Annotated in this window: 24 protein-coding genes; 10 read left to right on the top strand and 14 right to left on the bottom strand. The window is 65.7% G+C overall.

Annotated features, from left to right (window positions below; genetic code table 11):
• Positions 1 to 80 precede the first annotated feature (80 nt).
• From A9X05_RS16185 to A9X05_RS16175, 3 genes are all read left to right on the top strand, one after another.
• On the top strand, positions 81 to 353 hold the full coding sequence (locus A9X05_RS16185) for a hypothetical protein (protein ID WP_368664931.1): 273 nt from the start codon (positions 81 to 83) through the stop codon (positions 351 to 353).
• A gap of 280 nt (positions 354 to 633) precedes the next feature.
• Complete coding sequence (locus tag A9X05_RS16180; protein WP_067782641.1) at positions 634 to 1,980, top strand: rhodanese-like domain-containing protein; 1,347 nt, start codon at positions 634 to 636, stop codon at positions 1,978 to 1,980.
• Positions 1,981 to 2,006: 26 nt separating this feature from the next.
• Positions 2,007 to 2,585 carry a rhodanese-like domain-containing protein gene (locus tag A9X05_RS16175; protein ID WP_067782625.1) on the top strand — a complete coding sequence of 193 codons (579 nt, stop codon included), beginning with the start codon at positions 2,007 to 2,009 and terminating at the stop codon, positions 2,583 to 2,585.
• A gap of 16 nt (positions 2,586 to 2,601) precedes the next feature.
• Here the strand turns inward: A9X05_RS16175 and A9X05_RS29840 are convergent, their stop codons facing one another.
• The 12 genes from A9X05_RS29840 to A9X05_RS16115 are packed head-to-tail and all read right to left on the bottom strand — an operon-like array spanning position 2,602 to position 15,166.
• The gene (locus tag A9X05_RS29840) at positions 2,602 to 4,320 is read right to left on the bottom strand and encodes a molybdopterin-dependent oxidoreductase (protein ID WP_082970988.1); all 1,719 of its coding nucleotides are present in this window, start codon (positions 4,318 to 4,320) and stop codon (positions 2,602 to 2,604) included.
• Between the two features lie 22 nt (positions 4,321 to 4,342).
• Complete coding sequence (locus A9X05_RS16165) at positions 4,343 to 4,834, bottom strand: CAP domain-containing protein (RefSeq protein WP_067782622.1); 492 nt, start codon at positions 4,832 to 4,834, stop codon at positions 4,343 to 4,345.
• An 11-nt stretch (positions 4,835 to 4,845) separates the two neighbouring features.
• Positions 4,846 to 5,469: a hypothetical protein gene (locus A9X05_RS16160; RefSeq protein WP_231978413.1), complete on the bottom strand. Its 624-nt coding sequence runs from the start codon at positions 5,467 to 5,469 to the stop codon at positions 4,846 to 4,848.
• Positions 5,466 to 6,125: an Mce protein gene (locus A9X05_RS16155; RefSeq protein ID WP_231978412.1), complete on the bottom strand. Its 660-nt coding sequence runs from the start codon at positions 6,123 to 6,125 to the stop codon at positions 5,466 to 5,468. The genes A9X05_RS16160 and A9X05_RS16155 overlap by 4 nt, the downstream gene beginning before the upstream one ends.
• 12 nt (positions 6,126 to 6,137) lie before the next feature.
• Positions 6,138 to 7,616: an MCE family protein gene (locus tag A9X05_RS16150; protein WP_067748474.1), complete on the bottom strand. Its 1,479-nt coding sequence runs from the start codon at positions 7,614 to 7,616 to the stop codon at positions 6,138 to 6,140.
• Positions 7,617 to 8,741, bottom strand: coding sequence for a virulence factor Mce family protein (locus tag A9X05_RS16145; protein ID WP_067782619.1), 1,125 nt, complete (start codon positions 8,739 to 8,741; stop codon positions 7,617 to 7,619). It abuts the gene before it with no gap.
• Positions 8,738 to 10,084: an MCE family protein gene (locus A9X05_RS16140; RefSeq protein ID WP_067782616.1), complete on the bottom strand. Its 1,347-nt coding sequence runs from the start codon at positions 10,082 to 10,084 to the stop codon at positions 8,738 to 8,740. The genes A9X05_RS16145 and A9X05_RS16140 overlap by 4 nt, the downstream gene beginning before the upstream one ends.
• The gene (locus A9X05_RS16135) at positions 10,081 to 11,259 is read right to left on the bottom strand and encodes an MCE family protein (RefSeq protein WP_067782613.1); all 1,179 of its coding nucleotides are present in this window, start codon (positions 11,257 to 11,259) and stop codon (positions 10,081 to 10,083) included. The genes A9X05_RS16140 and A9X05_RS16135 overlap by 4 nt, the downstream gene beginning before the upstream one ends.
• On the bottom strand, positions 11,256 to 12,269 hold the full coding sequence (locus A9X05_RS16130) for an MCE family protein (RefSeq protein WP_067748466.1): 1,014 nt from the start codon (positions 12,267 to 12,269) through the stop codon (positions 11,256 to 11,258). The genes A9X05_RS16135 and A9X05_RS16130 overlap by 4 nt, the downstream gene beginning before the upstream one ends.
• A gap of 11 nt (positions 12,270 to 12,280) precedes the next feature.
• Entirely contained in the window at positions 12,281 to 13,549 is a 1,269-nt protein-coding gene (locus A9X05_RS16125) for an MCE family protein (RefSeq protein ID WP_067782610.1), read from the bottom strand.
• A gap of 4 nt (positions 13,550 to 13,553) precedes the next feature.
• On the bottom strand, positions 13,554 to 14,402 hold the full coding sequence (locus A9X05_RS16120) for an ABC transporter permease (protein WP_067748462.1): 849 nt from the start codon (positions 14,400 to 14,402) through the stop codon (positions 13,554 to 13,556).
• The gene (locus A9X05_RS16115; RefSeq protein ID WP_067748460.1) at positions 14,399 to 15,166 is read right to left on the bottom strand and encodes an ABC transporter permease; all 768 of its coding nucleotides are present in this window, start codon (positions 15,164 to 15,166) and stop codon (positions 14,399 to 14,401) included. The genes A9X05_RS16120 and A9X05_RS16115 overlap by 4 nt, the downstream gene beginning before the upstream one ends.
• A gap of 608 nt (positions 15,167 to 15,774) precedes the next feature.
• Here A9X05_RS16115 and A9X05_RS16110 point away from each other — a divergent pair.
• The 3 genes from A9X05_RS16110 to A9X05_RS16105 all read left to right on the top strand — a co-directional run bounded on the left by A9X05_RS16110 (position 15,775) and on the right by A9X05_RS16105 (position 18,008).
• Positions 15,775 to 16,578 carry a Stf0 family sulfotransferase gene (locus A9X05_RS16110; RefSeq protein WP_067748458.1) on the top strand — a complete coding sequence of 268 codons (804 nt, stop codon included), beginning with the start codon at positions 15,775 to 15,777 and terminating at the stop codon, positions 16,576 to 16,578.
• 141 nt (positions 16,579 to 16,719) lie between these two features.
• A complete protein-coding gene (locus tag A9X05_RS31695) occupies positions 16,720 to 16,884 on the top strand; it encodes a hypothetical protein (RefSeq protein WP_197499085.1) in 165 nt (54 codons plus the stop codon).
• Positions 16,878 to 18,008, top strand: a complete 1,131-nt coding sequence (locus A9X05_RS16105) for a YeiH family protein (RefSeq protein ID WP_067782607.1) — start codon at positions 16,878 to 16,880, stop codon at positions 18,006 to 18,008. The genes A9X05_RS31695 and A9X05_RS16105 overlap by 7 nt, the downstream gene beginning before the upstream one ends.
• Positions 18,009 to 18,024: 16 nt before the next feature.
• On the opposite strand, the gene A9X05_RS16100 is transcribed toward A9X05_RS16105, so the two are convergent.
• Positions 18,025 to 20,043: a family 2A encapsulin nanocompartment cargo protein cysteine desulfurase gene (locus tag A9X05_RS16100; RefSeq protein ID WP_067782604.1), complete on the bottom strand. Its 2,019-nt coding sequence runs from the start codon at positions 20,041 to 20,043 to the stop codon at positions 18,025 to 18,027.
• Entirely contained in the window at positions 20,030 to 20,953 is a 924-nt protein-coding gene (locus tag A9X05_RS16095; RefSeq protein ID WP_067748452.1) for a family 2A encapsulin nanocompartment shell protein, read from the bottom strand. The genes A9X05_RS16100 and A9X05_RS16095 overlap by 14 nt, the downstream gene beginning before the upstream one ends.
• 383 nt (positions 20,954 to 21,336) lie before the next feature.
• Here A9X05_RS16095 and A9X05_RS16090 point away from each other — a divergent pair, with 383 nt between their 5' ends.
• From A9X05_RS16090 to A9X05_RS16075, 4 genes are all read left to right on the top strand, one after another.
• Positions 21,337 to 22,614: a thioester domain-containing protein gene (locus tag A9X05_RS16090; protein ID WP_067782601.1), complete on the top strand. Its 1,278-nt coding sequence runs from the start codon at positions 21,337 to 21,339 to the stop codon at positions 22,612 to 22,614.
• 9 nt (positions 22,615 to 22,623) lie between these two features.
• Positions 22,624 to 23,556 (top strand): cysteine synthase A, encoded by a 933-nt coding sequence (gene cysK / locus A9X05_RS16085; RefSeq protein ID WP_067782598.1) that lies wholly within the window; start codon positions 22,624 to 22,626, stop codon positions 23,554 to 23,556.
• A gap of 2 nt (positions 23,557 to 23,558) precedes the next feature.
• Positions 23,559 to 24,245: a serine O-acetyltransferase gene (gene cysE, locus A9X05_RS16080; protein ID WP_067748446.1), complete on the top strand. Its 687-nt coding sequence runs from the start codon at positions 23,559 to 23,561 to the stop codon at positions 24,243 to 24,245.
• A 7-nt stretch (positions 24,246 to 24,252) separates the two neighbouring features.
• The coding region (locus tag A9X05_RS16075) for a thioredoxin family protein (RefSeq protein WP_067782628.1) at positions 24,253 to 24,557 on the top strand (305 nt) is incomplete at its 3' end.

Here is a 24,557-nt window from a genome sequence, read left to right as displayed (position 1 = left end):
CTCGCTGCACCATTCACTCATTGGTCGCGCCGAGGAGGGACGTAGTGGCTCTGGATTTTGACGGGCCCCTCGAGGACACCGTGCGGGCCGTGTGCCCGCTGCAGTGCCGGCTGCGGCGTGCGGCTGGCGACGACCAACCCGGCGACCAGGTCGACTGGGCGGGGCTACCGATCAATTTGGACTTCGCGTTCTCGCCCCAGCAGCGCGACAAGGTGTACAAGCAGCACCTGATGCGCAAGCGCGGCACACAGCTTCGGCGGCCACAGGACCGGGGCCAATGGTGCGCTTGCGACTTTGCGCCCGACGGCCGACGCGTCTACCCGGGCGACGCCGACTCGATGTCCAGTCGCTAGCCATCCCGCTGCTCTCGTCCGATCGGGCGGAGAAGAAATCACCGGGGTTCAAAGTGGCGTCGGCCTGCGCACCCAACCAATTTGCGGGATCTAATCGCACCCGACGCGGTCGCAATGGCAGTTTGAGCGTTGCCTGCGCGCTATCAACGCCCACACCAGGGGATCACGATTGTCAACCGCCCCCGCAGCACGCGACGGAACCCCAGCGCCGTCCGGTTTGCTGGCCGCTAGCTTTTGAGGGGTCGGTCGTGAGCAAATCGAACAGCTTGGAACAACGATGGTGGACGTCTCAGTTATCGAAACCTCGGGATTGGGCGACCGCAGTTACCTGGTGAGCGACGGCGAGGTCGCGGTCGTCATCGACCCGCAGCGTGACATCGACCGTGTGCTGGAGTTGGCCGCAGCCCTGCGCATCACCCACGTGCTCGAGACTCATATTCACAACGACTACGTGACCGGCGGCCTGGCGCTCGCCCGAGCCACCGGCGCGGAATACCTTCTTCCCGCCGGGGAAGACGTTGAGTTCCCGCACCGGCCCGTCGGCGACGGCGACCGGATCGACACGGGCGGGCTCCACCTCGAAGCGCTGTCCACGCCCGGGCACACGCACCACCACGTCAGCTATGTGCTCCGCGACGGAGGTGGCCAGACGGTCGGGGTGTTCACCGGCGGATCGATGCTGTTCGGCAGCACCGGAAGGACCGACCTGGCCGGCGAAGAGCACGCCGCCGAATTGTCCCGGCTGCAGTATCGCTCGGTTCGTCGGCTCGCGGACCAGCTGCCCGCGAGCACACCCGTCTATCCCACGCACGGATTCGGCAGCTTCTGTTCGGCCGCCCCCACCGACAGCGACGAGTCGACGATCGGCGACGAACGCCAGACCAATCCGGCACTCACCCAGGACGAACGGGACTACGTCGAACAACTGCTGGCCGAGCTTTCCGCATACCCCGCCTACTACGCGCACATGGGCGTGATCAACAGGAATGGACCAGAAGCACCGGACCTCTCCCCCGTCGCGCCCGTGCGCCCGGAGGAGCTTCGAGCACGAATCGACGCCGGCGAATGGGTCGTCGACTTGCGCAACCGGACCGCTTTCGCAGCAGGACATTTGGCCGGCACATATGGCTTCGAGTTCTCCGGCTCGTTCGTCAATTACGTTGGCTGGCTTTACGCGTGGGGCGCGCCACTAACCCTGATCGGAGAAGGTGCCGACCAGGTCGCCGAGGCCCAGCGCGAGCTCGCCCGCATCGGCGTCGACCGGCTGGCCGGCAGCGCCACCGGCGACATCCGCGAGCTCACTGCCGGATCTGAGCTGCGGAGCTATCGGGTCGCGAGCTTCGAGGATGTCGTCGAGGCGCTCGACGATGCGCGTGTCCTGGTTCTTGATGTCCGCCAAGCCGGCGAGTTCGACGGCGGCCACGTGCGCGACGCGGTCAACGTGGCGTTGCACGAACTGCCCCAACGACTTGGCGAGCTTCCCGAGGACCGCGAATTATGGATCCATTGCGCCAGCGGCTACCGCGCATCGATCGCCGCCGCACTGCTCGACCGTCAAGGTCGGGACGTCGTACTCATCGATGACGAGTACGACAACGCCGAAAAGCTCGGGATAACAACCCCCTAACTCACCAATCTGCACCGGGAGCAATCATGAACACACCGACCACCGACCCGATAACCTCGATCGAGCTGCGCAGGCTGATCGAATCACCCAAAGCTCCATGGGTCGTCGACGTCCGGACCCCCGCCGAGTTCGAGACCGCGCACATCGCCGGGTCCCTCAACGTTCCCCTCGACGTACTGGATCAACACGGCGAGGAAATCGCTCGGCGGCTCGGGCAAGAAGACGACGTCGTGCTGGTGTGTCGTTCCGGGCAACGCTCGACCCAGGCGCAGACGCTGTTGCGCAACGCCGGATTGACCAGCGGGCGGGTCCTCGAAAAGGGGATCACCGATTGGGAGGGCCAAGGTTTCGAGGTGAACCGCGGCGCACAGCGGTGGGAACTCGAGCGACAGGTCCGACTCGTCGCCGGATCGGTGGTCCTGACGTCCGTTCTGGGCAGCGTCGCGGTGCCGCGGCTGAAGTGGGTGGCCGCCCTGATCGGGGGTGGACTGACCTACGCCGCGGTGTCCAACACCTGCGCCATGGCCACCGCGCTGTCCAAACTGCCCTACAACCGCGGTGCGACCTCCGACGTCAACAAGGTCTTGTCGGAACTGTCGGGCTGATCTCGACCCGCGTGTTTCATCGCACCTCGATGGAGATCGTCTGAATCGCGTTGCCGCCGTAGCCAAACCGATTCCATTCGGGTCGTTCGGGTTGCGTGTTGCCCGCCGCGTCGGTCGCCCGTGCCCGCACCGTCGTGGACCCGCGAAGATCACAGCGCGCGAACAACTCCCACCACTGCCAGCTGTGTCGGCGGGGTTCGCCGATCAGACGGGCCGGCTGCCAGGAGTCCTCGCCAACGCAGACGTCGACGCGGTCGATGATCGCCGCCCCCGACCAGGCGACTCCTCGCACGACGATTTCCCCGGCGGCTACAGAGGCACCGTCGAGGGGCTGGGCGATCAGGGCGCGGACCCGCTGCAGGCGAACCGGCTCCCGCACGACACCGCCGTCGCGCTCCCATTCGTAGTGATACCGGTTGGTTTGAAAGAAGCCCTCGAATGGGCGATCCACCACGGCGATCTCGGTCAGCCATTTGACCGATGCGACGGAATACCAGCCCGGCACGATCAACCGGACGGGACGACCGTGCTGCAGTGGGAGCGGTTCGCCGTTCATCGCATATGCGACGAGCGCACCGGCGTCGCGGGCATCCCGAACCGATAGGGCGCGCTCGAAACGCACCGGCCCGCTCGCGCCGTCGACCTGACCCGAGTCGGCGCCGCGGAACACGACATCGTGGGCGCCAGCGGACAGTCCCGCCCAGTCCAAAATGTCGACCAGCCGGACGCCGGTCCATTCGGCAGTGCTCGCCGCCCCGAGATCCCATTGCTCGCCGTCGACCGGCGGGTCGAAGTGAAGCCGTCCGTTGCCGGCGCATTCCAGCGTGGTGACCAGCGACTGTTTCGGCAGCTGGTATAGGTCGTCCAGGGAAAGGCAGAGGCGCCGCTCAACCAAACCGGTGACCGCGAGTTGATACAGCTGCGGATCGAGCACCGGGGTTGGGAAATGATTGCGAACGTAGAAGTGGGCGGAGGGCGTCACGACGCCCCCGATCAGTTGCTGAAGCGAGGTCTCGCAGTTGAGGGGATCCTCCCTTTGGACAACCAGCCCGATGTCGCCGCCGTGACTCACGATCGGCAACCCGGCGGCGGCCCACGCGCACATGCCACCCGCCAGGTTGACCGCGTCGAAACCGGAGCGGCGCAACAACGCTGTCACCGCCGCCGACCGTCCCCCCGAGCGGCATACCACGACAATGCGGCGGTCACGAGGCAGTTCATCCTCTCGAGTGCGCACGCGCCCGACCGGGAGAAGCATCGCAGCCGGCGCGTGCTCGGTACACCATTCGTCCTGCTCCCGCACATCGAGCAGCAGTGCGCCCGCGTCGACCAACGCTTTGGCCGCCCGCGGGCCGACCTGCGGTGTGTCCGAAACGATCTCATCGCCGATGGCGATCGGGAACCCGGCAGCCTGCCAGGCTTCAAAGCCACCGACCAGGTCCGCAACGTCGTCGAACCCCGAAGCCCGAAGCCCGCTAACGGCCACCATGGAGCGCCGGCCGCTGGCGCAGTAGACCACCACGGGCGCCGTGGGATCCAAGTCCGAAAGCGAGTTCGTCAGGTTCGGCAGCGGAATCTCCCGCGCGCCGGGGATGATGCCCTGCATCGTCTCGTCGGAGTCGCGAACATCCAGCAGTTGCAATTGCGGGTCCAGGCCGCGCAATTCGGCCAGCTGGCCGATGGTCAAGCGTGGCGAAGTCTCGACCAACTCCGTGCCCGGCGGTTCGAAGATCATCAGGAACCTTCTTCTAGACCTGTCATCGATTGCGCGGGCCCGGTTGCCCGTACATCGCGACCACCACGGTGCGGTCCATGCTGTTCACGGACCACACCCCCATGGAGCTGTTGGCGCAGTCGCGGATGATCGCCATGTCGTCGGGGTTGTAATACCACTGGTTGACCAGCTCCAGGCTGCTGATGGCGATGGCCGGGTTGATCGCGATCGTTTCGGACGCTTTGCCACGGAACCCGGCGGCGTTGGCCCGGTCCTGCGGCGTCGACCCGTCAGATCCGATGTCGTCATTGATGTTTCGGTTGTTCATCATGTCGTCGGCGTGCCACTGGGCGGCCAGCGTCAGCGCGTTGTCCCTGATGACGTCGTTGGTGCAGCCCGCCTGGTGTTGCAAGGTGTAGACCGCGGAGACGACGGCGCTGTTGAGCCGCTTGTTGTCGGCATGCGCGCTTGCGGGCGCCAGCAGCGCCGGCGCGGCGAGAAGCACGGCCGCGGGTAGCGCGCGTAACCATCTCATGGCCGTTCCCCTCACACCGGGTCGAAGTGCGAAACCAACCATCGGCCGTTGACCTTCTCCAATGCCACGCGGATGACCGGCTGCGTGTCGGTGGGAGCGCCCTCCCCGATGGTGACGGTCTGGTTGACATACAGCAGGACCACGGCGTGGTTCGCCGTCACCGAAACGGGCGCCGCGGCGCTGACTTTGGCGACCGCGGTGATGTGCTTTTCCTTGGCGCCCGGAATGACCACCTGGCGGGTCAGTTCCGTGTAGGCGTCCTTGAAATCGCCGGTCAGCCGCTCGCGGGCGGCGGCCAGATCCTTCTCCACCGAATCGGCCTTATACGAAAGCAGGGCGACGGCGTCTTCGCTCGCGGCCCGCACCGATTCCGCTCGCACTCGCGCGAGGTCATCGGACGAGGCCACCACCCACTTGAGGTAGCCCGCGCCGAGCGCCAGCAGCAACGCCAAGGCGGGTAGCACCGCGTACGCGACAACGCGGGACCATGCGATCGGCGCCCTTGCCCGCGTGGTGCCGGTCTCGCCGTCGGAGCCCTCCTCGATGTCGACTGCATCTGATTCCTCCGGCGTCTTCGCGTCGTCGGCGTCGACCAGTTCCTCATCGTGCGTGGGGGTTTCACTCAACGTCGTCATGGCACGAACACCACGTTCGACACTTTGGCATCGTCACCGACCGTCCGGACCTCGATCCGCATGCGCCACTCTCGTGGCGCCTCCTCACCGGCGGCGGTCCGCGACTTCACCGCGACCGCCACCAGCACCTGCGCGGCGTCGCCGCGCTGCGACTCCAGGCCGGCATCGGTCACGGTGCCTTCCGATTTCGATTGCGCCGCCTTGACGACCTCGATGAACGGCTTGGATCGCTGCTCGAAGTCCTCACGGAAGGCTCCGGTGGCCAGATCGATGATGCGCTGCACGTCGGCATCGACCTCCGTGTAGTTGATGGTGGTGAGGTTCACCGCGCCCTGACGCGCCACCTGCACGAACAGATCGCGCTGTGCTTGTGCCTCGTGCTTCTGGTAGGCCCGGAAGCCAAGCCAACCGGTCAATCCCGCCAGCACAGCCACGACGAGGGCACCGGCCAACAACGCCTGCCCGGTGTGCGATAGCCGCGGGATAATCCGGTGCCGTAAGCGGGTCAGCCGGCCCCTCGACTCGATTGTCTCCCCGGCGATCTCGTCAGCCTGATCGTCGACGTTTTCGCCGCCTGCTTCGTCGACGGCTGCCGCGGTGACGGCCAGCTCACTGTCGTCCGCGGCGGTCACCCGCTCATCGGTCTGTCTTGCCATCTTGCTCCTTACTTAGGCCGGCGGCACTAGAAGTGACTGCCAGTTCTTGGCACGCGGATGGGCCAGGTCGAATTCGGTGTAGCGGCGCCCGTCCGGGCCTATGTAGTCGCCGTTGGCCGGGTCGTACGTGGCGACGGCGAGCGGCGGCGGCGCAGGCGCCGGCTGCGCGGTGCCCCGCGGCGGTGGAAGCCGCGGGTCTTGTCCCGGCGGGTACATCGGTACGCCCTGCCCGGTGTAGGTGGCGTTCGGGTCGCCCTTCCAGTTGTAGCCGTCGTTGAGCGGCACGTATTCTTCGTCGCTTTCGCACAATTCGACCGTGGGCGCCCGTTTCCACGGCTTGCTCTCACACGGGATGTTGCGCACCCCGCGAACGTTGAACTCCGAATCCTGCGGCACGCGGCAGAACAGATCCGCGGCGGGCCGGTCGGGCGCGTCCACGTTGGCCGGCGACCGGCGCTGAGTCGGCGGCAGATATCCCGTCGTGCAGGGGGGTGGCAGATTGATGTTGAGGTTGAAGTCCAGCTGCGCACCCCGGTACTCCTGTTTGGTGTTCGAGCTGGGCACGACGATTGCGGCCATCGCCGCGATGCCCTGGGGGAACAGCACCAACAGTTGTTCGATGTCATGCCGGTAGACAACGGCGATGTCGCCCAGGCTGACCAGGTTCGCAAACAGCACCGGCAGCGCAGGCGACAGCCGATCGAGCAGCGCGCGACTTTCCTCCACCCCGTTGGTCCCCTGCGTCAACAGGTCCCGAAAGGCGGCGTCCTGCGCCTTGAACTGGGCGGTGATCGCCGCGGTTCGACTCGCCCACCGGGCAATCGAATCCGACGTTTGGATCTGAGAGTCGAGAACCGGAGGCGTCTGGTCGATCAACGCGGCAAGCGGCCCGACGGTCTGCCCCCCGGCAATGGCCAGGGCCGCCGACCCGTCGACGATCCTGGACAGCTCGGGCCCGAGACCACCGACCGCGCGATCCGTCTCGTCAACCACGGTGCGCAGGTTGTCGCGCGGAATCGCCTGCAGCGCACGGTTGGTCACGTCGAGCAGGTGTCCGATGTCGACGGGAACGTCGACTCGGCCTGCGGGAATGACATCACCTGCTCGCAGCGCCCGACCGTGATCGCCGTCCTTGCCGGGCTGGGGGGTGAGCTCGATGTATTGCTCGCCGACGGCCGAGCGGCTGTGCACCGACGCCTGGACGTCGGCGGGCACCTTGACGCCGGACCTGATCGCGAGCACCGCGCGAACCCCGGTCGCGGTCACATCGACCGACTTGACCTGACCGACGTCAGTGCCACGGTAGGTGACCACGGACGTCTGGTAGAGCCCGCCCGACTCGGGTAGGTCGACGGTGACGACGTACTCCCCGATCCCGAAAAGCGTCTCGGGCAGCTTCATGTAATTGAAAGCCATTGCGCCACAAGACAAGACCGTCACCAACGACAGGATCGCCAGCTGAATCCAGGTTCGACGATTCAGACGCAGCATTCAGTACCCCCCGAAGTGATATGGATAGGTCAGGGGGTTGCCCGCGGTAGCGGGGCTGGGCTGCATCCCGATCGTCCGTCCCCACAGCAGCTCGAGCTGGGTGAGGTTGCCCTCCCACCGTGAACCGGTGAAGAACCCGGTGTCGAGGCGGCTCAACGTGAGATCGACGATCAGGGTGAGGTTGGCGTAGTCACCGCGGAACCAATTCCTCGCCGTCGACGCCGGCCACGGGTAGGCCACCAAGCCATCCAGCCCTTTGGTCAGCGACGGTCCCGCGTCGGCGAGCGACCGCAGCACCGGCGCGATATTGCGCAGGTTGTTGACCAGAGAGTCTTTGCTCTGGCGCACGGTGTCGGCCGCGATGGCACTGAACTGGCCGAGCTGGTCGATCGCGTCGGCGATCTTGGTGCGCTCGTCGGCCAGCACCTTCAGCGCTTTCGGCACGGTCGTCAAAGCCTTGTCGACCACCGCGTCCTTGTCCGCGAACTGGCCGACCAGCGAGTTGAGATTCTCGGCTGCGGCGATGATGTCGTCGGTCTGGTCGTTGGTCCGTGCGATGAACTCGTCCAGTTGGTGCAGCAGGCTGCGCATGTCGTTCTCGCGTCCGGCGAATGCCTTGGCGATCGCCCGCGTGATCTCCTGCAGCTGACCGATTCCGCCGCCGTTGAGCAGGATTGAGACCGAAGCCAGGGTTTGTTCGGTGGTTGGGTACATGCTCGCGCGCGAGAGCGGGATGAGTGAACCGTCTTTCAGTTGCCCGACCGGCGGCTCGTCCTTGGGCGCCGCGAGCTCGATATGCATCGAGCCGAGCAGGCTGGTCTGTCCCAGCTTGGCCGTCGCGTTGGCGGGCAGGTGGACGTCGCCATTGATGCGCATGGTGACAAGCGCGTGCCAGTCCTGCAGCTCGATCTTGGTCACATTGCCGACGTTGACGTCGTCGACCCGAACGCGGGTGTTTTCCTGAATGGTGACGACATCGGGCATTTGGGCCTGAATCGTGTACGCACCGGGCCCGTTTCCGGAAGTCCCGGGAAGGGTTAACGAGTTCAGCCCCTTCCAACCACCACAGCTGGAAAGCGTTGTGGCACAGACGAGGCACAGCACCGCCATCAGTGCCCGCTTCATGAGACCCCCGCCGGGAGCATCAGGTCCCGCAACACCTGCGTCGAGTTGACCGTGCCGCTCGGCGCGGGCGGCGGCGGCGGCGCTTCGGCGGGTGGCGGCACGGCGGCCGCGGGTGTCGGCGCATCGGGCGGCGGCGGGGGTGTATCGGGCGGTGGTGCGGGAGGCGTATACCCGGGCCGGAGCCAGTCCTCGCTGTAGGTGATCTCACTCGGGCGGGCCTGGGTGCCGACGAACGGGTTGAGCCCCGCCGGAATGTAGTTGTACAGACGGTTTTTGATGATCGGGTTGATGTACTGCAAGCACAGTTTGGAGACCCGGTCGAGCCGGGCCCGGGACGCCGCCTCGATCGAGCTGCAGATCCACTGCGGGATGTCGGCGAAGTTGTTCAGCGCGATGATGCCGGTCATCGCGCTCTGCGCCGGCTGGTAGATGTTCAGGAAGTTCTGGAACACCGTCGGGGCGATGTGCAGGATCTGCTTGATGTCCATGCGGCTGTCGTTTAAGGCGGTGGTGACGGAAGCCAGCCGGTCGAACGTAACGCCCATGGCTTCCCGGTTTTCTGCCAGAAAGTCGCGCAAATCGGTCAGCGCGCCGTCGAGTCCCTTGACCGCATTGGCGATTTCGTTGGGTGTGTTCGTCAGCAGCGTCGTGACGGTGGCCAGGTTTTGGTTGAACGAGGCCAGCAGGTCACTGCTGGACGACAGCGCCGAGACCAGCAACTGCAGGTTGCGCACGGTGCTGAAGATGTCGTCGGCGTGATCGCCGAGTGCGGAGATCGCGGCGGACAGCTTGATCACGGTGTCGCGGGCGGTGTCGCCCTGGCCGCGCACGTTGTCGGCGGTGGAGTTGATGAACTCACCGAGGGAATTCACCCCGTCCGGGGAGGTGGGCTGCAACGCGTCGGTCAGTTTTTCCAGCTGCGTGCGAAAGTCATCCCATTCGACCGGGACGGCGGTGCGGCCGAGCGGGATCGACGCGCCGGGACTCAGTCTGGGGCCGCCCGAGTAGGCGGGGACGAGTTGGACGGCCCGTGGAGTCACCAGCGACGGGGACAGGATCGCCGCGCGGGCGTCGGCGGGGATGGCGTATTGCTTGTCGACGGAGAAGGTCACCTTGGAGCTACTGGGTTGCGGTTCGATCTTATCGATCACCCCGACCGTGACCCCGAGGATGCGCACGTCGTCGCCGACGAACAAGCCGTTGGCTTCCGTGAAATACGCCGTGTAGGTGTTCCTTTCGACCTCCTTCCACAGCTTCGAGCCGACCAGGAACGAAGCCACGGCGAGGGTACCGACCAGGCTGACGGCGGTCAGTCGTTGCAGAGTGCGGCGGCTTATCTTCACTGTCCCCCCAGTTGGCCGTTCGCGGGCGGCTGCTCGGGCTCAGGCGGCGGGCCCGGCGCCGGACCCGGCGAGGGTGGCTGAGACCAGATCGGGTGCGGCGCTTGCTCCGGCGGCACGGGCGGCGTCCCGGTCGGCGGATCCACCGACTCCGACGGCAGCTTCTGCTCGGGGTCCAGGAACCGGTTGTACATGCGGGCGTCGATCGTCGGCCCGCTGATCTGGCCGGGGATCAGGTTCGCCACGTAGGCCTTGAAAAACGGTCCAGAGCCGAGGCATTCGCCGAACGACATCGCGTAGCGTTTGAACTTGGGCAGGCTCGCCTGAATGTCCTGTTTGCGATTGTCGAGGACCTCGAGCACGCCGTTGAGCTTGTCGAGGGCGGGCTTCAGCTGAGTCCTGTTGTCGTCGACGAGGCCCGAAACCTGGTGTGACACCGCGGTGAGATTGTTCATCAGCGCGTCGATGGAGTCGCGTTCGTCCAACAGCGCGGCCAGCAGCGCATTCGAGTCCGCCACCAGAGCCGCGATCTGTTGGCTGCGTCGGCCCAGCACCGTCGAGACCTTGTTCGCGTTCCCCAGTAGGCTGCGCAATTGGGCGTCGCGGTTGTTCAGTGTCTCGGAGAACCGGGCCACGCCTTCCAGCGCCGGCCTGACCTCCGAAGGCGTTTGCCTGAAGGTGTCCGCCAAAGTGGTCAACGCAGAGGATAACTGTGCGGTGTCCAGCCCGCTGATTTCGGTCGTCAAATCCCCGAGCGCATCGGGAAGGTCGTAGGGCGAGTGGGTCCGTTCGAGCGGGATGGTGCCCGAGAGCTTCCCTTCTCCACGTGACGTGAGCTCGAGCATCTTGGCGCCCAATATGGTTTCGGTCTTGATCGCGGCTTCCGTGCGGTCGCCCAACGTGATGAAGTCACGGACGGTGAAGCTCACCCGGACCTTTGTGCCTTCTAATTTGATGCCGGTGACCCTTCCGACGCCCATGCCGGAAACCCGCACCGAGTTACCCGCCCGGATGCCGCCGGCCTCCGAGAAGTATGCCGCGTAGTCGTTGGTGTTCTTGACAAATGGCAGCTTGTCGTAGTTGAAGGCCGCGATCGTCACGCACACCAAGATGAAGACACCCATCGCGCCGATCTTCCACTGGCTTCGCCCGCCGGCTTTGTTCTTGGACTTGGTCATTGGGGCGTGCACCGCCCGCTCGGCTGGCCGAACAGCTTGATGAAGATCGGGTTGCCCCCCTTCCCGTTGACTTTCATCAGGACCTCGCAAAAGTAGAAGCCGAAGTAGTCGCCGTTGAGGCCTTGCCGGGCCAGAACCTGATAGATGTCGGGAAGTTGCTTCAGGAGGTTGTCGACGTAGTCGCGGTCGGAGAGCACCTGCGCGGACATGCGATCCGTCTCGTGCACGACGTCCTTGATGGGCTGGCGGGCCTGGACAAGCAGGTTGGCGACCGACCCGGCCGCCGCATTGACGTAGGCCAGCCCGGTGGAGATCTCATCCTTGCGCTGCGCCAAGCCGTTGACGAACTGGGACAGCTTGTCCAGGCCGTCGGAGAACTCGCGGTCGCGGACGGCAAAGGTGTGCAGCACGGTGTTCAGGTTCGTGATCAGCTCGGTGATCAGCTCGCTGCGCCCGGCCAACGTCGAAGTGAGCATCGAGGTCTGGGCCAGCACCGAAGCGACGGTTCCGCCCTGCCCCTGAAAGATGCGGAGCAATTGACCGGACAAGGCGTTGACCTGATCGGGGTCCAACGCCCGGAACAACGGCCGGAACCCGCCGATCAGCGCATCGATGTCCAGCGCCGGCGACGTCCGTGCCAACGGGATCGTCGCGCCCGGCGGCAGCCGGTGCGAGCCGGGCCCCTCCTCGAGCGCGAGGTAGCGATCGCCGATCAAGTTCTCATAGCGCACAGCGACTTTGGTCCCCTCGGTGAGGCGCACGCCTTTGTCCACCGAGAAGCCGATGGTGACGGTGCCGTCGCGCTGCAGGTGCAGGTCCCCGACCTTGCCGACCTCCACCCCCGCGATGCGGACGAAGTTGCCGGACTTCAGGCCGGAGATGTTCGTGAAGACCGCGTGGTAGCCGGTGCGGTCTTCGAAACGAAACTGGCCGAAGACGGCGACGAGCGTGAACGTGAACACCGCGCACACCGCGGTAAAGGCCACGATGCGCACGATGATGGCGGACATCCTTCGTCTTTTCACGGCGGCGGTTGTCCCCCACGGTAGAAGTAGCGCGGCGCTTCGGGCGGGTTCTTCGTGGTCGGGAACCAGTTCGCCCACCACGGGTTACCGGTGGCCATGTTGGTGCGGATTTCGTTCGGGGCGGCACCCCACCCGGTGTCGGTGACCAGCGCACGTACCGGGAAGTTGGCACTCGGGTCGGGCAGCGACCCACAGCTGGGCTTGCCCCCCGGGCCGCCGGTGGCATTGGTTTTCGGTAGGTGCTTGGGGTACCGGTACGGATCGTCACCGAACAGCAGCCCGGCGTCCAAAATAACGGAATAGCCGTTGCCGCCCAACGCGTCTCGGCCCCCGTGGTCGACGTACCACTGCGCGCCCTGGAACAAGCAGGTGAAGGTCGGCGAGTATTTGTTCAGCAGCGCCGTGGTCGGATCGAGCAGGTTGATCGATCGGACGATGTTGGATTCGTTCCTGCCGATGACGTTGATGCCCCTCTGGCTCAGGCCAACCGCCGACAACAACAGCGTGTCCAGCGACCGCTGGTTTTCGGTCAGGGTGTTGCTGGTCGTCGCCGCCGAATCGAGAATCGACAAAATGTTCTGGGCGGCATCGGAATAGATCGCCGTCGTCTTGCCGAACAGCCGCCAGTCCTTGTCGATGGTGTCCATGCGGGGGTTGACGGTCAGCAGCACGTCATTCGCCCCGGTGATGGCCTGGCCGAGCCGCTCGCCCTTGCCGCGCAACGCTTCCGAGAAGGCCGACAAGATCGCGTTCAACTTCGCCGGGTCGATCGCATGGACCACCGACTGGAGGTTTTCGAAAACGGTGTTGACTTCGACCGTCACGTTGCGCGAGTGCAGCACCGCGCCGGGCTTGAGCGGGGTCGCGCTGGGGTTTTCGGGCACGATCAGGTCGACATACTTCGATCCGAAGGCCGTGGTCGACTTGATCTCCGCCTCGAGGTTGCTCGGCAGATACTTGAACGGGCCGGGCTGCATCTTGAGTTGCAGCTGAGCGGCTTTCACGTCGGTGCCGATCGAGCCCACCTGGCCGACCTGCACGCCGCGCAGCTTGACCTTGGCTCCCTGCTCCATCACGAGTCCGGCCCGGTCCGACACCAGCGTCAGCGGGATCGTTTCCTGAAATTTGCCGGAGAACGCCCCCGCGGTCACCGCGATGATTGCCCCGATGAGGATGAACAGAGTCGGAGCCCACCAGATCGGATCGAGTCTGCTGCGGCGGACACGATTCCGTTGCCCGGGGCCGCTCTCCCTGTGATTGCTCATGCAGTCATCCCGACAGGTTGAAGTTGCCGGACTGCCCGTAGACGGACAACGAAATCGCCAGGCAGACAAACGCCGTGACGATCATCGATGACCGCACCGAACGCCCGACGGCCTCCCCCACCCCGGCGGGACCACCTGTCGCGGTGAAACCGTAGTACGTGTGCACGACCATCACGCCCGTCGCCATGGTCAGGGCCGCCAGAAAAGACCAGAACAAGTCGGTGGGGCGCAGGAACGTGGAGAAGTAGTGCTCGTACACCCCGCGCGATTGGCCGTAGCTGTAAATCGTCAGGAACTTGGCCGCGATGAACGACATCAGCACCGCGACGGCGTAGAGCGGAATGACGACCAGGATCCCGGCGATGATCCGCGTCGACGACAGATACGTGATGGCGCGGATGCCCATCACCTCCAGCGCGTCGATCTCCTCGTTGATCCGCATGGCGCCCAGTTGCGCCGTCGCGCCGGCACCGATCGTGGCCGCCAGCGCCAGGCCGGCGGTGCACGGCGCGATCATCCGAACATTCAGAAAGGCCGACAGAAAACCGGTCAGCGCCTCGACTCCGACGTTGGACAACGTGTCGTAGCCCTGGACCGCGACCAGGGCGCCGGTGGTCAGGGTGAGGAAGCCGATGATGCCTACGGTGCCGCCGATCACTGCCAAAGCTCCTGTGCCCATGCCCATCTCGGCGATCAGCCGAAGCAGCTCGCCCGGATAGCGGCGTACCGCGTCGGCGATGTTGGCCAGGGATTGGCCGTAAAACGCCGTCTGTTCACCGAGCTTGCGGGCGTAATCGGTGGCCCTGGGGCCAAGGCTGATGATCCACGACGGTTCCCGCGCTGCGTCGGTCATTTCGCGGTGACCTTCACGCCGAGCGCGGTGAGCACGATGTTGATGAAGAACAGCGCCATGAAGGAAAAGACGACGGTCTCGTTGACGGCGTTGCCAACACCGGTGGGACCGCCGCCCACCGAGAGGCCCTTGTAGCAGGCGATCAGGCCCGCCGACAACCCGAACAGCGTGGCCTTGATCAGCGAAGTCACTACCTGGGGAAGCCCCGTGACAAGGGTCATTCCCGCGACGAAAGCGCCGGGGGTGACGTGCTGAACGAAGACCACGAAAACGTAGCTCCCCGTCAACCCGGTGACCGCGACCACCGAGTAGAGCAGGACCGCGACGAACGTGGCGGCGATGATGCGCGGAACCACCAGTGCCTGAATCGGATCGACGCCGATCACTTTCATCGCGTCGATTTCCTCGCGGATGGTGCGCGCGCCCAGGTCAGCGCACATCGCGGTAGACCCGGCGCCGGAAACAACCATCGCCGTGACGACGGGCCCGACCTGCGTCACCGACGCCAGGCCCGCGCCTGCGCCGGACAGATCACCGGCCCCGATCTCGACCAGCAGGATGTTCAGGACGAAGACGATGAGGACCGTGTACGGGATCGACAGCATGATCGTCGGAAAGATCGACACCCGCGCGACGAACCAGATCTGCTCCAGCAATTCCCGCCACGCCCACGGCCCCCGCACCGCGGCGACCAACGCCTGGGCGCTGAGTAGGAAGAACTCGCCCAACGCATTCATGGGCTTCGCGATGGTGGAGCCGTTCACAAGGCTCGCTCCGCCCGACCGCCGTCCATGTGGCCCAATCCCGTGTTCCATTCTCGTAATGCAATTAATGCGCCGGCAATTAGCCAGCGCGAAAGCACCGGTTGTTGTTACACGCCGACCGCGATGTCCGTTTGCGCGCCTAGATCACGCGAGGAATTTACGGGCAAACCCAATACCGCGTCAGGGTTGGAATCAACACGAAGCAAAATTGGCCAGGGCGAGTAAGACTCGGCAGAGGACCCGTGCCGTCTGCATACGCGGCACACGAGAACAGCTAAAACCCCAGAATGACGCCGGTTCGCTTGGCGACAGATGTCAGACCGCCGGGTGCCCGGCCGGCGGGGCGCGAAGCCGGGCGGGCCAGCATGCGGTGAATGTCACAAATTTCGCGGAACGCCTCGGCAGCGCAGACGCTAAATGGCCACTCGTCGCTTGACGAGTCTTCCGTTGCCAACAACCCAGTTGAGCGTCCACGGCCACCGTCCCGTTCGGCTATCGCCGCCAAGCGACACGGTTCGGATTATCGGTGTTCAAAACAAGGGTTGCGTTCAGGATGAGGCTAAAAGCACCGATAGCAACAGTATTTGCGCCCGGATACGCTTACTCGGGTGACCGATACCCCGTCCTCCTACCTGGTGTTGGCGTCCCAGCGGAGCGGCAGCACGCTGCTGGTCGAGTCGCTGCGCGCGACCGGCGTCGCCGGCGAGCCGCAAGAGTTCTTTCAATACCTGCCCGCCACCAGCCAGGCGCCCCAGCCGCGCGAGTGGTTCGCCGGCGTGGAGGACGAATCGATCCTGAGCCTGCTTGACCCACTTGACGCCGGGACACCGGACCTCGCGCCGCCCGAGATCTGGCGCGACTACATCCGCACGGTCGGGAGGACGCCGAACGGCATTTGGGGCGGCAAGCTGATGTGGAACCAGACGCCACTCTTGCTGAACCGTGCGAAGAATCTCCCGAATCGCAGCGGCGACGGTCTCCTGGCCGCCATCACCGACGTGGTGGGCGAAGAGCCGCTCTTCATCTACGTGCATCGGCCCGATGTGATTTCGCAGGCGGTGTCGTTCTGGCGAGCGGTGCAGACGCGGGTGTGGCGAGGCAGGCCGGACCCGGCTCGCGATGCCCGCGCCACCTATCACGCCGGCGCGATCGCGCACGTCGTCACCATGCTGCGCGCCCAAAACGAGGGCTGGCGGAATTGGTTCGCCGACGAAGGCGTCAACCCGATGGAGATCCCATACCCGGTGTTGTGGCGCAACCTGACTCAGGTCGTGGCCTCCATTCTGGAGGCGCTCGGCCTCGACCCGCGGCTGGCCCCCGAACCGGTATTGGAACGCCAGGCCGACCAGCGCTCCGATGAGTGGGTGGACCGCTACCGTGCAGACGCCGAGAAGCTCGGCCTGCCAACCTGACCGCGGCCCGAGATCACTGCCGGCGGCGCGCCCAAAATTCAGGGCGAGCTAATCACTTGGTCCGGGCCACCCGACACGCCACCATTCCGTCAGCGGCCGTGCGGCATCTAGGCCGCCAAAGGCGAACGAGGAGCGGTCATTGTGGGTGAAAGCGGTCCGAATGACGGACGCGAGGAAAAGACCGGGCAACGGACCGGCTGGCCCAGACGGGTTCGATCGGTATCGGTGGACTGGTGGGCGACCGCGGTGGCCGGCGTGATCGTCGCGCTGGCTGTGGCCAACGCGCTTCCGAAGATCCCATGGTGACCCGGATGAGCACCCTTCGCGCCGAGCCCCACGAGACGTCGGCCGAGGCCACTTTCACCAGCAACCGCCCGCTCGACTACGTGCCGGGCATCCTGCTCCTTATCGGGGTCGGGGTGCTGGGTAAGTATGCCCAGGTGTGGTGGAACGCGCTGGCCAAACATCACCACTGGACCGTGCCCGACATCGAATACGTGTTGTGGGCCATCGTGATCGGGCTGCTGATCACCAACACCATCGGCCTGCACCCCATCTTCCGGCCCGGCGTGCTCACCTACGAATTCTGGCTCAAGGTCGGAATTGTCGCGCTGGGTTCGCGCTTCGTACTCGGCGATATCGCCAAGCTCGGTGGCGCCAGCCTGGTGCAGATTCTGGTGGACATGACGATCGCCGGAACGATCATCATCGGCGCGGCGCGCGCGTTCGGGCTGTCGGGCAAGCTCGGCTCACTGCTGGCGATCGGAACGTCCATCTGCGGGGTCTCGGCCATCGTGGCGGCCAAGGGTGCGATCCGGGCCCGCAACTCCGATGTCAGCTACGCGATCGCGGCCATCCTGGCCTTGGGCGCGGTGTCGCTGTTCGTGCTGCCGCCGCTGGGCCACGCGATCGGGCTCAACGATCACGAATTCGGCCTGTGGGCAGGCCTTTCGGTGGACAACACCGCCGAGACCACGGCCACCGGTTACCTGTACTCCGACCATGCCGGCAAGATCGCGGTACTGGTGAAGTCGACCCGTAACGCGCTGATCGGATTCGTGGTCCTGGGCTTCGCCCTCTACTGGGCCGCTCGGGGCCAGGCCGACGAGGTCGCACCCGGCGCAAAGGCCAAGGCCGCGTTCGTCTGGGAGAAGTTCCCGAAGTTCGTGCTCGGCTTCCTGGTGGTCTCCGCGATCGCGACCGCGGGCTGGCTGACCAAGGGCCAGACCGCCAACCTCGCCAACGTGTCGAAATGGGCGTTCCTGCTGACCTTCGCCGGCGTGGGACTCAACACCGACATCCGTCAGATCGCACGCACCGGATGGCGACCGCTGGTGGTCGCGGTCATCGGCCTCACCGTTGTCGCCGCGGTCTCGCTGGGCATCGTGTTGCTGACATCGCGCGTGTTGGGTTGGTACACAGGCACTTAGCCGCATGCGAGAGCCGTCAGCCGACGTTGGTGCCGCCCTCGGCGATCCTGCGCACCGCCCGGAGGAAGACGTCGATCTCCTCGAAGGTGTTGTAGAACGCGAACGACGGGCGAACGGTGGCCTCCAGTCCCAGGCGCCGGAGCGCGGGTTGTGCGCAATGATGCCCGGCGCGGACCGCGATACCCTCCGCGTTGAGCGCCTTGCCCACCTCGAGCGGCTCGTGTCCCGCCAGCACGAAGGACAGCACGCTGGCCTTCTCGGTCGCGGTGCCCACCAGACGGACACCGGGAATGTCGGCGAGGCGCGGCGTCGCGTACTCGAGCAACGAGTGCTCGTAGGCCGCGATGCGTTCGATGCCCAACCGCTGCACATAGCGCAGCGCCTCGGTCAGCCCGACCGCGTCGGCGATGTTGCCGGTGCCGGCCTCGAACTTGGTCGGCGGCCCCTGATATAGCGAGCGTTCGATCGTGACGTCGGCGATCATGTGACCGCCGCCCTGCCACGGCGGCGTCTCCGTCAGCGCCTCCTCGGTACCGTAGAGCGCGCCAATACCGGTGGGGCCGTAGATCTTATGTCCGGAAAACACCAGGAAATCGGCGCCGAGCTCGGAAACATCAACGGGCAGATGCTGAATCGATTGGGCGGCGTCGATAAGCACCCGAGCCCCATAGCGATGGCCCAATTCCACGATCTCGTCCACCGGGACCACCGTCCCCAGCGCGTTGGACACCTGACTGGCGGCCACCAGCTTCGTCCGAGGACCGAGCAGTTCCTCGAATTCGCTCAGCAATAGATTACCGGCATCATCGATCGGCGCAACCTTTAGGACCGCTCCGGTTTTCTGCGAAATGAGTTGCCAGGGAACGATGTTCGCGTGATGCTCGAGATGAGTGATGACGATCTCATCACCGGGCTGCAGATGCTTTCCACCCCACGCGTGCGCCACCAGGTTGATGGCCTCCGTGGTCCCGCGCACAAACACGACGTTCTCAGAGCTTGGCGCGCCGATGAAATCGGCCACGGTGTCGCGGGCCTCTTCGTACGCGTCGGTGGCCCGGGCCGCCAATTCGTGTGCGGCGCGGTGGATGTTGGAGTTCTCGTGGATGTAGAAATGCGACAGCCGGTCGATCACCACCTGTGGCTTCTGGGTGGTCGCCGCGTTGTCGAACCAGATCAACGGCTTTCCGTTGACGACCTCCTTCAGGATCGGGAAGTCGGCCCGGATCGCGTTGACGTCGAACACCTCGTGCTCATCGGGCAACCGTGGCACCGTATCGGCGACGCTCAGGAAGGAGTAATTGTGCTCGTCACCTCCGGCCGTCACCGGCGTTGGCGCGGCGCCGTCCGACCAGCCCAGGTCGGGGACCGGGGGCGCGTCGGACCCCCAGGAAGGCACCGAATACGGAAACGCCCCACCCGGAGCCGAGGGGACCGCCGTGGGCGCCCCGGCCACCGCCCCGGGCACGGTCGGCACGACGCCCTGGCCCGGCACGCCAAAACCGCTGAAGTCACCGAGCACGGTGGTCGTGTCCGGCAGGCCGCCACGGGGCGCGGCGGGAACCGTCTGCGGCGGGGCGTTCGGTTCCGGTGTCGCCGGAGCCGGAAGGTAGATGTCGGTGACACCCAGCGCCGGAATCGGCGCCGGATACACGTCGGCGGCCCCGGCGGCCGCCTGACCGGCTGACGTCGCGGCCGTGGCGTCCGGCACGCCGCCCCGCGGGGCGACCGGCGCCGCCTGCGGCGGGGTTTCGGGTTCGCGCGACGTCGGAGCCGGAAGGTAGATGTCGGTGACACCGAGCGCCGGGACCGGCGCCGAATACACGTCGGCGGCCCCGATGGCCGCCTGACCGGCCGACGTCGCGGCCGTGGCGTCCGGCACGCTGCCCCGCGGGGCGACCGGCGCCGCCTGCGGCGGGCTGTCGGGACCCGGCCGGATGCTGGCCGCATACAGCTGGCTTGCCAGCGCGGCGAGTTCCGCGGCGCTGATGGGCAGGTCGCTTTCGGCGTCTACCGCTCGATACTCACTTGTACTCATGGAACTGGTCCACGGCGACGTCGTCGAGCACGGCGAGCGCGTCGTCGGTGAGAACGGCCAGTGACGTGTAGAGCGTCACCAGGTACGTCGCGATTGCCGACTGGTTGATGCCGGTGAACCGCACCGACAGACCCGGCGCCTGCTCGCCAACCAGGCCCGGCTGGAACAGGCCGACCACACCCTGCCGCTCCTCGCCGGTGCGCACCAGGATGAACTTGGTCTTGCCGTCCTCCACCGGCACCTTGTCCGACGGGATCAGCGGGATGCCGCGCCAGGTGATGAACTGCGCGCCGAACAGGCTGACCACGGGCGGCGGCACACCCCGATAGGTGGCCTCGCGGCCGAATGCGGCGATTCCGAGCGGGTGAGTCAGGAAGAAGCTGGGCGTCTTCCACACCTTGGTGATCAGCGCGTCCAGGTCATCGGGTGCCGGAGCGCCAGCCAGCGTCTGGATGGTCTGCTCCGGAGTCGCCTGGGCCAGCAGCCCGTATTCGGGGCTGTTGACCAACTCGAACTCCTGACGCTCCTTGATCGTCTCGATGGTCAGCCGCAGCTGCTGCGCTATCTGGTCGTGCGGACTCGAGTACAAGTCGGAGACTCGGGTGTGGATGTCAACCAGGGTCGAGATGCTTCGCAGCGTGTATTCGCGCGGGCTGGTCTCGTAGTCGACATATGTCTCGGGCAGCGGTTCTTCGGTGCCGGCGCCCGCTTCGGTCTTGATGGCGACCCCTTCGGGGTTGACCACCCGATTGACCCGGTAAAGGCCCGCTTCCACCGGGACCCAGCTGAGCAGGTGCAGCAACCAGCGGGGCGTAATGGTGGAAAGCTGCGGGACGGTCTTGGTCGCGTTGGCAAGCTGTCTAGCTGCAAGATCGCCGAGTGCCTGAGACTCGCTTTGAGCCGACGTCATCGTGGTCCTTCCATGCTCGATCGAGTGCTGCAGCGTGGTGCGGCAGGTCCATGATCACCCGCCGTGACCGGGTTCGCGCGCCGAGCCTAGGAGACTCTCGGAGCGGCGCAAAGCATTACTCCCGCGCTGAATTAAAGGGCCGTAAAGCGACCGCAATCTGACAGTGATATTCGTCTGGGCCTATAGTGGGGGCCATGCAACAGGCCGTTCAGCCGCGCTTCGTTCCTTCGCGCACCGCCGCCTGCTGTTGTTGTCGCTGTTGTTGATTTCCTGACGCTCTGAAGACGCAGTAGAAATCCCGCGCCCTGCCCACCGATGGGGCTACCACCGCCCCGGCCCAGACGCGCGTTCGCCAGCAAAAACTTTCAGGAAGAAAACCATCCATGACAGTGATGTCACTACCCACCCGCGCCTCCGCGCCGGTGGAGACCCGCCACCGGGTCCTCGTCAGGCCGGCAACCGAAGTCGCGCGGATGACGCGCTACCGCGGGGGCACATACTCCCATACCGTGGACACGGTCGTGTTCGACGATGGTAGCTCTGCCCGCACCGACCTGATCAGGGTCAATCCCAACCTCCACGCGTATTCCTTGGACTTCTTCGGCATCGCGCCTCATCGGCCATCCCGCTACCGTCTGGGCAGCTGGTCGGCGCTGCCCCACCTGCGCAGCCGCGACTACGAAGCCGAGGTCGACTGGATCCTGCGCAACTCTTTCCCGATGCGCACGACGGCCGAATTGAGCGAACAACTTCGGGCCGCGGGCGACCCCGCGGGACGGGCCCACATCAGCGAACACGAGGCGATCGCCGCCACCCAGGCCGCGGTTTGGCATTTCACCAACGGTTTGACCCTGGATACTCGGCCCCTTAACGCACCCGTCAAGGTACGCCGGGCGGCCGGACGCGTGTTGACCTTCGAATTCGACGGCGAACCCCAACTCGGCGGTTACTCGGTGTGGGTGGACGCCGATGCTGCGGTCGGCTTGAAACTACAGAAGTCCACCGACGGCGTTGCCTGGCAAGACATTTCGCGCTCGCAGCTGACGGTGGGCGCGGGCAGGGGCCGTCATCGACGCACGCTCGGGGTGGGCAGCACGCTGTCGGCCAGCAGCCACGGCAGCGGCGGGCGTGGCTATCGCCATTACCGGTTGATCGCGACGACCGACGCGGCCAATCCGAAAATCGACCATGTTCGCTTCTGGCTGACCGGCTCCCGCCACTACCGCAATGCCGATCGAATTGTGCACCTCTACAATTATCTGATCACTGGGGCGCGCAAAGCCTCGCGCGATACGGTGGAACCACAACTAGTCGATACCGAAGCAACCGCCAATTCGGAGCTCATAGGACCGTTTCAAGTGCCAATCCCGTTGACGCTCAACGTCGGCGACGGACACACGCTCGTCGATTCCGACGGTGAGACGATCGTCGGCATTGTGCAGGCGGGCGCGGACTTTTACCTCCGGCCCGCACCGGGTACGTCCACAACGACGGTCACCGCGACAGCACCGGAAAGCCTCCCCGGACGGGTGCTGACCGGCGTCGCGCTGGAGGGAGCGGCACATCGATTCACACCCATTGCTTTGACCGTCCCCACGGCCGTGGCCATCGAATTCGACATCAGCTGGCAGACCGACGAGTCATGTACCGACATCGCCTGAGGAAGACAGATGAGCATCGCAGATAACGTCACACAACTGATCGGGAACACGCCGCTGGTCCGGCTGAACCGGGTCACCGAAGGGGCGGTCGCCGACGTCGTCGCCAAGCTGGAATTCTTCAACCCCGCGAACAGCGTCAAGGACCGCATCGGTGTCGCCATGCTGGATGCGGCCGAGCAGGCGGGGCTGATCAAGCCCGAAACGATCATCCTGGAGCCGACGAGCGGAAACACCGGCATCGCCCTCGCGATGGTGTGCGCGGCGCGCGGCTACCGGTGCGTGCTGACGATGCCGGACACGATGAGCACCGAACGCCGAATGTTGTTGCGGGCCTTCGGCGCAGAGATCGTGCTGACGCCCGGCGCCGAAGGCATGGCCGGAGCCATCGCCAAAGCCGAAGAGCTGGCCAAGAACGACCAACGGTATTTCATCCCGCAACAGTTCGAGAACCCCGCGAACCCCGCGATCCACCGCAAGACCACCGCTGAGGAGGTCTGGCGAGACACCGACGGCAAGATCGACTTCTTCGTTGCCGGGGTGGGCACCGGGGGCACGCTCACCGGCGTCGCTCAGGTCATCAAGGAGCGCAAGGCGTCGGCGAAATTCGTGGCCGTGGAGCCCGCCGCGTCACCGGTCCTCTCCGGTGGCCAGAAGGGGCCGCACCCGATTCAGGGCATCGGTGCCGGATTCGTCCCACCGGTACTCGAGATGGACCTGGTGGACGAGGTCATCAAGGTCGGCAACGAAGAATCGCTGGACATGGCACGTCGGTTGGCCCGGGAGGAGGGACTGCTGGTCGGCATCTCATCGGGCGCGGCCGTGGTCGCGGCGCTGCAGGTCGCCCGCCGTCCGGAGAACGCCGGCAAGCTGGTCGTGGTGGTGCTGCCGAGCTTCGGCGAGCGGTATCTGAGCACCCCGCTCTTCGCCGACCTGGCGGATTAGCCATGTTCGCGGACATTCGACGTGACATCCGGGCCGCCAGGGAGCGCGACCCGGCCCGGCCGACCACGCTGCAGGTGATCTTCGCCTATCCGGGCGTGCACGCGATCTGGGGGCACCGGATCAACCACTGGCTGTGGAATCGCGGCGCCAGGCTCGCCGCGCGGACGTTTGCAGAGGTCGTCCGCATACTCACCGGAGTCGAGATCCACCCGGGCGCGGTCCTCGGCTCCGGGTTGTTCATCGACCACGCGACCGGCGTGGTGATCGGCGAGACTGCCGAGGTGGGCGAGGACGTGACCATCTACCACGGCGTCACCCTCGGCGGCAGCGGACGGGACACCGGCAAGCGCCACCCGACCATCGGCGACAGGGTGATCATCGGCGCCGGCGCCAAGGTGCTCGGCGCGATCAAGATCGGCGACGACAGCCGGATCGGCGCCAACGCCGTCGTCGTCAAAGAGGTTCCGTCGAGCGCCGTGGTCACCGGGGTACCCGGACAGGTCATCAGCCGCCACGGGCGAAGCAGCCCGGACGACTCGATGATGCCCGACCTCGTGGGCGTCAGTCTCCAGTCGCTCCTCACCCGGGTAGCCAAGCTGGAGGCAGCCAACGACGGACAACAACAGTCCGAGCGTGTCATCAGGCCGCCGGAAGCCGGCGTATGGCACGGCGAAGACTTCTCCATCTGAGGACCACGTGAGCACTCTCGTCATCGCGGGGACGGCGCTGGTCGCGGCGCTGGGTGTCGCCAGCGTGGCGGGCGCGATGTTCAATCGGCGCTCCGGGGTGCTGCGCGAAGTCAGCCCCGATTCCCCGCCGGACACGTCCGACCTGGGCTTGGCACAAACGGGCCCGACGGTGGTGCACTTCAGCGCCGTGTGGTGTGGCCCATGCGCGTCAGTGCGCCGCGTGGTCGACCAAGTCTGTGCCGATCTTCCTGACGTGTCGCACGTGGAGATCGATATCGACGCCAATCCCGCCGCCGCCAAGCGGCTGTCGGT

Source organism: Mycobacterium sp. E3298, from assembly GCF_001666895.1.
GTDB lineage: Bacteria > Actinomycetota > Actinomycetes > Mycobacteriales > Mycobacteriaceae > Mycobacterium.
Note: the sequence above shows the minus strand (reverse complement) of the source record. Positions and strands in the feature narration are given on the sequence as shown.

Coding starts and splice junctions, on each gene's coding strand:
- A9X05_RS16175 (WP_067782625.1), top strand. CDS start 2,007: ATGAACACACCGACCACCGACCCGATAACCTCGATCGAGCTGCGCAGG.
- A9X05_RS29840 (WP_082970988.1), bottom strand. CDS start 4,320: ATGATCTTCGAACCGCCGGGCACGGAGTTGGTCGAGACTTCGCCACGC.
- A9X05_RS16165 (WP_067782622.1), bottom strand. CDS start 4,834: ATGAGATGGTTACGCGCGCTACCCGCGGCCGTGCTTCTCGCCGCGCCG.
- A9X05_RS16160 (WP_231978413.1), bottom strand. CDS start 5,469: ATGACGACGTTGAGTGAAACCCCCACGCACGATGAGGAACTGGTCGAC.
- A9X05_RS16155 (WP_231978412.1), bottom strand. CDS start 6,125: ATGGCAAGACAGACCGATGAGCGGGTGACCGCCGCGGACGACAGTGAG.
- A9X05_RS16150 (WP_067748474.1), bottom strand. CDS start 7,616: ATGCTGCGTCTGAATCGTCGAACCTGGATTCAGCTGGCGATCCTGTCG.
- A9X05_RS16145 (WP_067782619.1), bottom strand. CDS start 8,741: ATGAAGCGGGCACTGATGGCGGTGCTGTGCCTCGTCTGTGCCACAACG.
- A9X05_RS16135 (WP_067782613.1), bottom strand. CDS start 11,259: ATGACCAAGTCCAAGAACAAAGCCGGCGGGCGAAGCCAGTGGAAGATC.
- A9X05_RS16130 (WP_067748466.1), bottom strand. CDS start 12,269: ATGTCCGCCATCATCGTGCGCATCGTGGCCTTTACCGCGGTGTGCGCG.
- A9X05_RS16125 (WP_067782610.1), bottom strand. CDS start 13,549: ATGAGCAATCACAGGGAGAGCGGCCCCGGGCAACGGAATCGTGTCCGC.
- A9X05_RS16120 (WP_067748462.1), bottom strand. CDS start 14,402: ATGACCGACGCAGCGCGGGAACCGTCGTGGATCATCAGCCTTGGCCCC.
- A9X05_RS16105 (WP_067782607.1), top strand. CDS start 16,878: ATGGTGACCCGGATGAGCACCCTTCGCGCCGAGCCCCACGAGACGTCG.
- A9X05_RS16100 (WP_067782604.1), bottom strand. CDS start 20,043: ATGAGTACAAGTGAGTATCGAGCGGTAGACGCCGAAAGCGACCTGCCC.
- A9X05_RS16095 (WP_067748452.1), bottom strand. CDS start 20,953: ATGACGTCGGCTCAAAGCGAGTCTCAGGCACTCGGCGATCTTGCAGCT.
- A9X05_RS16090 (WP_067782601.1), top strand. CDS start 21,337: ATGACAGTGATGTCACTACCCACCCGCGCCTCCGCGCCGGTGGAGACC.
- cysK (WP_067782598.1), top strand. CDS start 22,624: ATGAGCATCGCAGATAACGTCACACAACTGATCGGGAACACGCCGCTG.
- cysE (WP_067748446.1), top strand. CDS start 23,559: ATGTTCGCGGACATTCGACGTGACATCCGGGCCGCCAGGGAGCGCGAC.